Here is a 9,115-nt window from a genome sequence, read left to right as displayed (position 1 = left end):
GTATAAGAGACAGGGGGTGGAGAACCCCCGCGCCGACGTGCGGCCGGTTGACGCCCAGCGTCCGAGCCCGGTGGGCGGCTCGCTCAGGTGACGACGCGGAAGGTGGCGTCGGCGCGGTCGGTCGCGGTGGAGACGGGGTCGATGCGCAGCAGGTAGTCGTAGTGGCGCAGGTAGCGGTCGGGGAAGTTGTACGACCGGAACGAGGTGCCGCCGCTGACCAGGCCGTCCACCGTGGTGAAGGTGGCGTCGGCCGCGAACTGGGTGCTGCCGTCGTTCGGGGCCAGCACCAGGTCGTAGTTGCTGTGCCGCATGTAGTGGCCGGGCCGGTTCACCGACTCGAACGACACGTTGCCGCCCGTCGTGCTGGCCAGGCCGGGCACGATCCGCCACTGGGCGTCGCCGGACGTGTCGACGTTCGCGTCGATGCGCACGTCCGAGTTGGCGTGCCGCACCAGCCGATCCGGGAAGTTCGACGAGTACAGCAGGGAGCCGGCGGGCTGCACGTCGCCGCGGGCGGTGAACTGCCACCAGTTGACGTTGAACAGCGAACCGCTGCCCCCGACGAACCGCAGGTACAGGTCCTGCGTGCCGGATGCCCCGGTCACCGGGCAGGACACGGTGGTCCAGGTCTGCCAGCCACCGGTCACCGGTACCGCGCAGGTGCCGACCAGCGCCCCCGCGGTGCCGCCCAGCCGCACCTCGATCCGGCCACCGGCGCCGGCCGAGGCCACCCGCGCCGAGAACGAGGCCGCGCCGCCGCCGAACGCGACACCCTTGACCTTGATGTAGTCGCCGTTGTCGATGTAGCCGACGTTGCGACCGCCCTCGCTGGCCGCCTCGGTCTCCACCCCGACGCTCCAGGCGATCGTCTCGGCTTCCTGACGCACGTACGGGTTCAGCGTCCCGATCTGCGGAGCCCCCGCCGAGGTCATGTTGATCGTCGGGATCGTCCCGTCGGCGTTGTAGGTGAACCTCTCCACCGCCACCGACCGCGTGAAACCACCGCCGCCGGGCAAGGCGCCGTTGTGGTAGAAGAAATACGACCCGCCGTTGAAGTCGATGACTCCGGCGTGGTTGGTGAAGCTGTTCCCCTGCCTCGGCATGATCGTCCCGCGGTAGGTCCACGGGCCGGTCGCGGTGGGTGCCGTGGAGTAGGCGATGAACTCCGAGCAGCATTCGGCGGCGAACACGTTGTAGTACAAGCCGTTGCGCTTGTACACCCACGGGCCCTCTTCGTACAGCGTGGGCCGGTTCGCGACGTTGCCGGGACGGGCGCCGAACCCGGCGGCTGTCAACGGGACCCGCGTCGGGGTGCCGGAATAGCTGATCATGTCGCTGTTCAGCCGCACGTACCAGAGGTTCGGGTTGCCCCAGTACAGGTATGCCTGCCCGTTGTCGTCGATGAACACCGACGGGTCGATCTCCCCGTTCTCCACCAACGGCCGGCCGATGGCGTCGGTGAACGGACCGGTCGGGCTGGTCGAGACCCCCACGCCGATCGCCATCCGGTTGGTGGCCCGGTTCGTCACCGGCACGTACCAGTAGAACTTCCCGTCGCGGTGGACGACGTGGCCGGCCCACGCGTCCTTGCTGGCCCAGCTGAAGGTGGTCACGCTCATGGGCGACCCGTGATCGGTCCAGTTCACCATGTCGGCCGACGAGAACGCCCGCCAGTCCTTCATCGTGAAGTACGTCGAGTTGTCCTCGTCGTGCCCGGTGTACAGGTACACCCGGCCGTTGTGGACCAACGGCGCCGGATCCGCCGTGTACACCGTTTGCACGATCGGGTTGTCGGCCCACGCCAACGGCGCGAACCCGGCGGTGACGCACAGCACCAGCGTCGCCCACAGGCTGCGGATCACCGTCCGTCGTCGGGACTTCTGCTTCACAGGGACCTCCAACGCGGGAACATTCGAGGGGGAGGACGTGTCGAGGCGGGGGCGCCACGGTGGTGCGCCCGGTTCCCCGGACGGTGCCGGGGACCGGTCCGCGGGGTCAGTTGGTGACGATGCGCCAGCGGTTGTCGGCGCCGCCGTTGTCGGAGTCCTGGACGGCCAGGGCGCCCTGGGCGGTGGAGTTGTTCTGGATGCCGAGCAGTTTGCCGCTGTGCACGTTGCGGATCCTGTAGGTGCCGTCGCCGTTGTTGACCAGGGTCCACAGGTGGTCGGCGGTGCCGTTGTCGGCCCACTGCAGCACGCGGGCGCCGTCGGTGGTGGCCATGTTCTCCACGCCGAGGACCTTGCCGCTGTGCGCGTTGCGGAACTTCACGTTGCTGCCGTCGGGCACCACGGTCCAGTTGTGGTCGGCGGTGCCGGTGTTGCCCCACTGGAGGGCCAGGCCGCCGTCGGCGGTGGACATGTTCTGGATGCCGAGCACCAGGTTGCTGGCCGCGTTGACCAGTTTGACCGTGCCCGTGCTGCCGGTGTTCCAGTAGACGGAGTAGTTGATGTGCTGGGCGTCCCAGAACGGGAGGAGGTTGACCTGGGCACCGTTCGCGGTCGCGGTGAACGCCAGCGAACTCGTGCTGCTGCGGGTGATCGACGAGACGGTCAGCGACGGCAGCGCGCTGAGCGCGGTGTTGCCGTAGTTGCCGGCCAGCACGCTCGGCCCGTAGGTGATCGCCTGGACGTTCGGGTTGTCGTTGGCCGCCTTCATGACCACGCGCATCGGCAGGCGCACGGTGATCGTGTCCCCGGCCGCCCAGGTGCGGGTGACCGTGGCGTAGCTGCCCGGGGTGACCGCGATGTCCTGGTTCGCGCCGTTGACCGCGATCGTCGCGCCGGTGGCCCACGCCGGGATCCGGAACCGGATGCCCCAGCTGCCGCTCGTGGTGCCCGACAGCCTGAACGTCGAGGTGTCGCCCACCGGGTACGAGGTGGTCTGCGTGACCGTCAGGCCCCGCTCCGACCAGTTCAGCACCGACGGGACGTACAGGTTGACCGTCAGCGTGGTGCCGTTGTGGAAGTAGATCGAGTCCATCAGCTTGGTGTTGGTCTCGATGCCCGTCCCCTGGCAGCACCAGAACGAGTTGTAGTCGGTGCTCCACGTGCCACCACCCCAGGCCGGGCCGACACCGCGCCGGCCACCCGGGCGCAGCGGTGTGAAGTAGGTGATGTGCCCGTGGTTGGAGTTCGGGTCCTGCGCACCGATCAGGTGGTTGTAGAGCGCCGTCTCGTAGTAGTCGAAGTACGCCGCCCGGTCCGGGGCGAGCTGCCACAACTCCCGGGTCAGCTTGAGCATGTTGTAGGTGTTGCAGAACTCGCAGGTGTCGTTGGCCAGGTAGCCGGCGATCGCGTTCGGCGCCCGGAAGTGCTCCGCCTGGCTGTTACCGCCGATCGCGTACGTGTGCGCGTTGACCGTGAAGTTCCAGGCGTTGCCGGCGATGTCGCGGTAGCGGGTCGTGCCGGTTGCCTTGTACTCCCGGGCAGCACCGACCCACTTCGGCACCTGGGTGTTGGCGTGCTTGCCGTTGAGCTCGTCACGGTTGGCGGCCAGCGGGTCGAAGATCGCGGCGTGGTCGAAGCGCTGCGCCACCCGCAGCCAGCGCGAGTCGCCGGTCTGCTGGTAGAGGTCGGTGAGCACCGCGTTCATGCCGCCGAACTCGGTCTGCAGGGTCGTCTGCATCTGGCTGTAGCTGAGCCGGCCGGTGCGCCAGTCGACCCAACCGGCGAAACGCAGCAGCACATCACGGGCCTGGGTGTTGCCGATCAGCCGCCACACGTCCAGCAGGCCCGCGAGGGTCTTGTGGATGCAGTAGTACGACACCGCGATCGGTTTGCCCGACTCGACCGCGTCGAGGTCCGACTCCGGGAAGCCCGACAGGTACCCGGCGTTGAACCCGGCCGCGGCGTTGTTCGCCTGGCACTTGGCCAGCTCCGCGACCATGTGGTTGGCCTTGTCCCGGCAGGTGGTGTCACCGGTGTACGCCCAAGCCTGCGCCCACGCGGTCAGGAAGTGACCCTGCATGTGCGAGCGGAACGGGAAGTTCGGCGCGTCCCAGCCACCGTTGGCCGGCGCACCCGCCGTGGACAACCGGTGGTTGGCCCGGAACACGTACAGCATCCGGTTGACGTCGACGAACCGCAGGTAGTTCATCGTGCGGTTCTGGTTGTCCAGCAACCGGCTCGCGGTCAGGTGCACCTGACCGGGGGTGAACTCGAAGGCCGACGCGCCGATGTCCGGGCGGACCGGGGGCACGACGGCGGCGGCGGCGTCCGTCGCCACGGCGACCGGTACGCCGGTGGCGGCGACGACCGCACCGGCGCCGGCAATGCGCAGGACGTTCCGCCGGCTCACGGGAAAGGACGACACGAATCCTCCAGGGGTGGGTTCAGGCAGGTACGAGCGAATGAAGCCCTCGGGGGCCGGACCGTCGTCCAGCACTGGTCACCCAGTGCCAGGACCAGACTTGGTTCGACGACCCCGTGCAGCGCCGTGGGAGCGCGGCGGTGTTGTTGGCGCTAAGGTCGCGGTCGACGTCGAGGTACAGCACGGACCGGCTGATGCGGAGGGCACCGGTGGTCTGGTCGGGAACGACCGAGCCACCCGGCGTGACCTCGTAGAGGGCGACCCCGTGGGCCGGCGCCCGGACGGCGATCGCACCGGTGGGTCGATCCGGCCGCGCCGGGGAGTTCTTCCCGCCACGGAACGGGCTGGTCGGCAGGATGGGGTTCCACCCGGGGATCGGACACCGGGGTTTCATGCCGCGTTGGCGGTGAGCCGGCCGTAGCGGGCGCGGGCTTCGTGTGGGGTGCGTTGCCGGAGTCGGGTGTAGTCGGTCGTGGTAGTGGTGAACGAACGTTCCCTGGAAGAGGTGCGCACGTGACAGGGCCGGGGACGGTCCTCGTGCCGTCGCCGGCGCCTAACGCGACGCCCCTGACCTCGGCGTAGTCACATCCTCGAGCCGGCCGACGTTCGACCCGCCCTCCCCGGACCTCGGCCGCCGACGACAGCGGTGACGTGGTGAGCGCCCCTGCTCTCACCGGAGCAGCGGCCCGGCGACGGGTGTGGTGCGCTGAGCAGCCGGGGTATCGCATCGTCGCCAACCTCTCCATTGGGGTTGCAGACAGGCCGAACCACCGACCGAACTTGATGTTATCGCTAACAATTCAGTCCCTGCGGGGCGAGCTGTGCCCCACTTGCGGTGTGCTACATGGGTAGCAGGGCTGTGACGTCGTGTCAACAGTCCGTGTTCGGGTCACGGTCACCGAAACTAGTTAGGCGGTGTTAACGCTCACAAGGCTGCGCACCGACTTCGGCCACCGCTCTTGCGGCGGTCACCCGTCTCCAGGCCACACGATCCGGCTCCACGCATCGGTCGTCCCGGCGGGATCGGCATCGCGTAGTCGCGCCCGGGTTGAGCGCGGCGTCGGCCCCACATGCGGCGGACGGACGGTTGGTGTCGGCAGTCCCGGTCTTGGCGGTCTGGAAGCGTTCCTCGACCGCCCAACGGCTTCCGGCGACGCGGACGGGCTCGTCGTGCGGGGGAGTGTGGCAATATCGCCGTTCGCATGGTGCTCGTCGACGGAAGAAGCAGTCGGACTCGACCGGCAGCCCGACGAGGGTTGCGCCGGATCGTGAGGAGGACTCCCGTCAAGGCGCCATGTCGCGTACGTGGTCCGGTCAGCTGAGTGGAGCGCCAGTCAATGCAACAGCTCGAAGCCCACGAGGTTCCGCTGCACAAGGTGTTCTGCAGTGACTTCGACTTCCACATCCCCGACTACCAACGCCCGTACGCCTGGGAAGTGGAACAAGCCACCCAACTGCTCGAAGACCTCGTCGAAGCGCTCGACCGCAACCCGGACGAACCGTACTTCCTCGGCTCGATCGTGCTGGTCAAGCGCGGTGACGCGACCGAGGCCCAGGTGATCGACGGTCAACAGCGCCTGACCACGCTGACCATCCTGTTGGCCGTGCTGCGCGACCTCACCGACGACACCGAGCTGCGCGTCGACCTGGAGAAGCTGATCGCCGAGCCCGGTAACAAGATCCGCAAACTGGCACCGAAACCACGCCTGGCACTGCGCGACAAGGACGACGCCTTCTTCCGGAAGTACATCCAGACCACCGGTGCCACCGGCGAGTTGCTCGCGTTGAAGCCCGACGGGCTGAAGACCGACGCCCAGGCGGCGATCCAGGCCAACGCCAGGGCGCTCGACGCCGTGCTGTCCGGATGGGCGGAGGAACGTCGGCTCGAACTGGTCAACATGCTCAGCGAGCGCACCTTCCTGGTGGTGGTCAGCACCCCCAGCCTGGAGAGCGCCCACCGCATCTTCAGCGTGATGAACGCCCGCGGCCTCGACCTCTCGCCGGCGGACATCTTCAAGTCGCTCATCATCGGCGACCTGGCAGGGGACGTCTCCAGCGCGTACGCGGCCAAGTGGGAGGACGCGGAAGAGTCGCTCGGCCGCGACGACTTCGCCGACCTGTTCCTGCACCTGCGGGTCATCTTCGTCCAAGAACGCGCTCGCCGTGAGCTGCTCAAGGAGTTCCCGGAACAGGTGCTGTCGCGCTACCTGCCCGGCAAGGCCGCCGAGTTCGTCGACGACGTCCTGGTGCCCTACGCCGACGCCTACGAGCAGATCCGCGACCAGAGCTACACCGCCACCAGCGACGCCGAGCAGGTCAACGCCTGGTTCAAGCGCCTCGAACAGCTCGACAACAACGACTGGCGACCGCCGGCCCTCTGGGCCCTCCGCACGCACGGCGACGATCCGAAATGGCTGAACCGCTTCTTCCGCTCGCTGGAACGATTGGCGGCCGGCATGCTGATCAGGAGGGTCTACGCCACCCCGAGGGCACAGCGTTACGCCGACCTCCTGCGCGAACTGACCAGCGGCCGCGGTCTCGACGCGACGGCGTTCAACCTCTCCGACGAGGAGAAGGCCGACACGCTGCGGCGGTTGGACGACGACCTCTACCTCGTCACCAAGGTCCGCCGCTACGTGCTGCTCCGACTCGACGAAACCCTGGCGGACGCCCCGGGCGTCACCTACGACCACAAGCTGATCACCATCGAGCACGTCCTGCCGCAGACGCCGAAGCAGGACTCGCGGTGGCTGAGCCTGTTCGACGACGACCAGCGCGCCCGTTGGACCCACCGCATCGCCAACCTGGTGCTGTTGAACCACGCGAAGAACTCACAGGCCCAGAACTACGACTTCGAGGTGAAGAAACAAAAGTACTTCACCGGGAAGAAGGGAGTCGCTCCCTTCGCCCTGACCATCCAGGTCCTCCAGCACGAGGAATGGACTCCCGATGTGCTCGAGGCGCGTCAGCGACAGCTGCTGGACGTTTTGAAAAAAGAATGGCAGCTGTGATCAGGGCCATTGAAAGAGGTCGGTGTCGGTAAGAGCTTGCGCGCCTGAGGTGGTCCGCGAACGGATCACCTCGGCGAGCCCTCGTGCGATGCGCAGCCGCCGGAAGTCCGAGGAGGACTCATGTCATCTGCCGGCCGAGCCGGTCGCCCCCGAAGAGGGCTCGCCACCGCGGCGGTGGCCGCGTTGGTGCTGCCGCTGACCGTGGCGACGCCCGCTCACGCGGCCCTGGTGAACACTTACACCAATCCCGGCAACTTCACCTTCACCGTGCCGACCGGGATCGCCGCCGTCACCGTGCACGTCGTCGGGGCCGGCGGTGGGGGTGGCGGCAGCGGTTGGGGGTTCTTCCCGGTCCCCGGGCCAACGGCGGTGGCGGTCAGGGCGGGAAAGGCTCGCTCGGCGACAACACCGGCGGCGTCGGGGGCAACGGGAGCAGCTCGATGAGTTGCAGCGGCACGGTGGTCACCACGACTCCCGGCGCGAACGGCGCCACCGGCGGCAACGGGGTGCTGAGCAGCGGCGGAGGCCCGGGCGGCGCGGCCGGTCCGACGGTGCCCGCCGAATGCGCGGCAGGCACCGGGCGAGGGGGCAACGGCGCCAACGGGGGTGTGTTCAACGGGTTCACCGGCGACGTCGGCGGCAACGGCTGCGTCGTCATCAGGTACTGATCCGGCACCCCGCAGGTCGGGGATGTGGCCCGCCGTCACCCGGACGTGGACGGGATGCCCAGCCACGACAGCACCAGCGGGTTCTCTCCCCGGTCCCGATCGGCGGGCGGGATCGCGTCGGAGGGCCATTCCGCGTCGCGCCACGCCTTGTAAACCAGCCCGTCGGGGCCGGGAAGCCCGTGGACGTCGCGCAACGCCACCACGCAGCGTGCCGCCAGCGCGGCGTACTCCACCGTCAACGCGGGCAGCGGCAAGGAGCAGGTCCAGTTCGGCGAGGAGCTGTCGGTCGGCGGCGTCCACCCGGCCTCGGCCATGCGGACGGGATCCCCGGTCGGCGCCGCCGCCTCGGCGTGGATCTCGTGCTCGCCGCCCGCGAACTGCACGAACAGCCGCGGCTCGGCCCGTGAGAAGACGACCAGGAAGACCCGGTCGGACACCTCCCGCAGGGCCTCGGTGAGACCGCCGCCGAACGCCTCCCAGTCGGACACCTCGGTCACCTGCCTTCCGGGGTGACGAACCGGACCGCCACGCACCTCGACCACAGCGTGATGGTGACCCGGGCGCGCCCCAGCTCCCAGGTCGCGACGGTGCTCCCGCGGTCGCGCCTGATGGACGGACGCCCCAGCCGGGCCGCACCTTCGCGCACCGCCAGCGTGAACAGGTCGCCGAGGAAGGCCCTCGTCGCCGGGGTCTCCTCCTCCGTGACCACGTCCGCGATCCGGAAGTACACGAACGACACGGTGTCGATGCCGGACATCGACACCTCCGGTGGGGCGAAGGCCGGGTTGACCAGGTATCCCAGCCCGTCCTCGACCTCGATCGCCCAGCCGAGGCGGTCGACCGCCATCCGCTGGGCGTCGGCGCGGGACACCGGCCAGGGGACGCTGGCCCAGAAGTCGACGGTCTCCCAGACCTCGGCGGGGGACATCGCGGAGCGGCCCACGTCAGCGCGCCCGCGACCGGGCGATGAGGCTGGTCCCGCGCGCCCGGACCGGTCCGGTCCCGGTCGGCGGCCATAGGCCGGGGGCGAGGACGAGCGTGGTGATCTCGTCGTGGACCGCCCTGCCCACCCTCGTGGCCGGGCCGCGCTGCTCTGTCACGGGGACCTCCTGCGGGCCACCTTAAGGC

7 protein-coding genes are annotated in these 9,115 nt (G+C 68.9%); 2 read left to right on the top strand and 5 right to left on the bottom strand.

Translation table 11 applies throughout. The features are described 5' to 3' along the window. Positions 1-83: 83 nt before the first annotated feature. Both ACFV4N_RS34650 and ACFV4N_RS34645 read right to left on the bottom strand, forming a co-directional pair. Complete coding sequence (locus ACFV4N_RS34650; protein WP_499676883.1) at positions 84-1,889, bottom strand: family 43 glycosylhydrolase; 1,806 nt, start codon at positions 1,887-1,889, stop codon at positions 84-86. 106 nt (positions 1,890-1,995) lie between these two features. Beyond that, the gene (locus ACFV4N_RS34645; protein ID WP_499676882.1) at positions 1,996-4,296 is read right to left on the bottom strand and encodes a beta-L-arabinofuranosidase domain-containing protein; all 2,301 of its coding nucleotides are present in this window, start codon (positions 4,294-4,296) and stop codon (positions 1,996-1,998) included. Between the two features lie 1,349 nt (positions 4,297-5,645). Between ACFV4N_RS34645 and ACFV4N_RS34640 the strand changes: the two genes are divergently transcribed. Both ACFV4N_RS34640 and ACFV4N_RS34635 read left to right on the top strand, forming a co-directional pair. Next, positions 5,646-7,319 (top strand): DUF262 domain-containing protein, encoded by a 1,674-nt coding sequence (locus ACFV4N_RS34640; protein ID WP_499676881.1) that lies wholly within the window; start codon positions 5,646-5,648, stop codon positions 7,317-7,319. Positions 7,320-7,759: 440 nt separating this feature from the next. Beyond that, on the top strand, positions 7,760-7,987 hold the full coding sequence (locus tag ACFV4N_RS34635; RefSeq protein WP_499676880.1) for a hypothetical protein: 228 nt from the start codon (positions 7,760-7,762) through the stop codon (positions 7,985-7,987). A 35-nt stretch (positions 7,988-8,022) separates the two neighbouring features. Here ACFV4N_RS34635 and ACFV4N_RS34630 read toward each other — a convergent pair whose 3' ends face one another. Genes ACFV4N_RS34630 through ACFV4N_RS34620 form a run of 3 tightly spaced genes read right to left on the bottom strand, consistent with a single transcriptional unit; the run spans position 8,023 to position 9,087 of the window. Further along, positions 8,023-8,484: a TY-Chap domain-containing protein gene (locus ACFV4N_RS34630; RefSeq protein WP_499676879.1), complete on the bottom strand. Its 462-nt coding sequence runs from the start codon at positions 8,482-8,484 to the stop codon at positions 8,023-8,025. Continuing rightward, positions 8,481-8,915, bottom strand: coding sequence for a DUF6301 family protein (locus ACFV4N_RS34625; protein ID WP_499676878.1), 435 nt, complete (start codon positions 8,913-8,915; stop codon positions 8,481-8,483). Before ACFV4N_RS34625 ends, ACFV4N_RS34630 begins: the two co-directional genes overlap by 4 nt. Positions 8,916-8,931: 16 nt before the next feature. After that, positions 8,932-9,087: a hypothetical protein gene (locus ACFV4N_RS34620; protein ID WP_499676877.1), complete on the bottom strand. Its 156-nt coding sequence runs from the start codon at positions 9,085-9,087 to the stop codon at positions 8,932-8,934. Positions 9,088-9,115: the final 28 nt, after the last annotated feature.

This window comes from Actinosynnema sp. NPDC059797 (assembly GCF_042732085.1).
GTDB lineage: Bacteria > Actinomycetota > Actinomycetes > Mycobacteriales > Pseudonocardiaceae > Actinosynnema.
This window is presented reverse-complemented; position numbering and strand designations above follow the sequence as displayed.